This window comes from Streptomyces aurantiacus JA 4570, assembly GCF_000414115.1.
In the GTDB taxonomy this organism is placed as follows: domain Bacteria; phylum Actinomycetota; class Actinomycetes; order Streptomycetales; family Streptomycetaceae; genus Streptomyces; species Streptomyces aurantiacus_A.
This window is the reverse complement of record NZ_AOPZ01000518.1, coordinates 1-350: the sequence shown is the minus strand read 5'-3', so window position 1 is coordinate 350 and position 350 is coordinate 1. Positions and strand designations below refer to the sequence as shown.

Below are 350 nucleotides of genomic sequence, written 5' to 3'. Positions count from 1 at the left end.
CCCCCGCGCCCGTGCCCCCGCGCCCCGCGCCCCGCGCACCGCGCCCCGCGGGCCCCGTGCCGCGCGGTGTGCGGCCAGGGAGCCAGGGACGGTGCTGTCTCCAGTGGGAGCCGAGCGCCTCTTGAGTCCCGCGGCAGACCGTGGGCCAAACGCGAGGAGGGCCCGTGGACCGTGCCGGAGGCGAGAGCGCCCTGCTCAGGATCGAACGCGGGCAGGTGACCGAGGAGGAACTCGCCGCGCTCACCGCCGTCCTGGGCGCGCTGCTGGCCCGCACCGCCCACCCCGGCCAGGACCAGGGGCACGGCGGCGACGGCGGCGCGGAGCGCGGCGGCGGGCCGGGACGCGGCGGT

1 protein-coding gene is annotated in these 350 nt (G+C 80.9%); it reads left to right on the top strand.

Features of this window, described 5'->3' with window-relative positions:
- Window positions 1–164: 164 nt before the first annotated feature.
- On the top strand, window positions 165–350 hold a 186-nt coding region (locus STRAU_RS36665; protein ID WP_037664371.1), incomplete at its 3' end, for an acyl-CoA carboxylase subunit epsilon.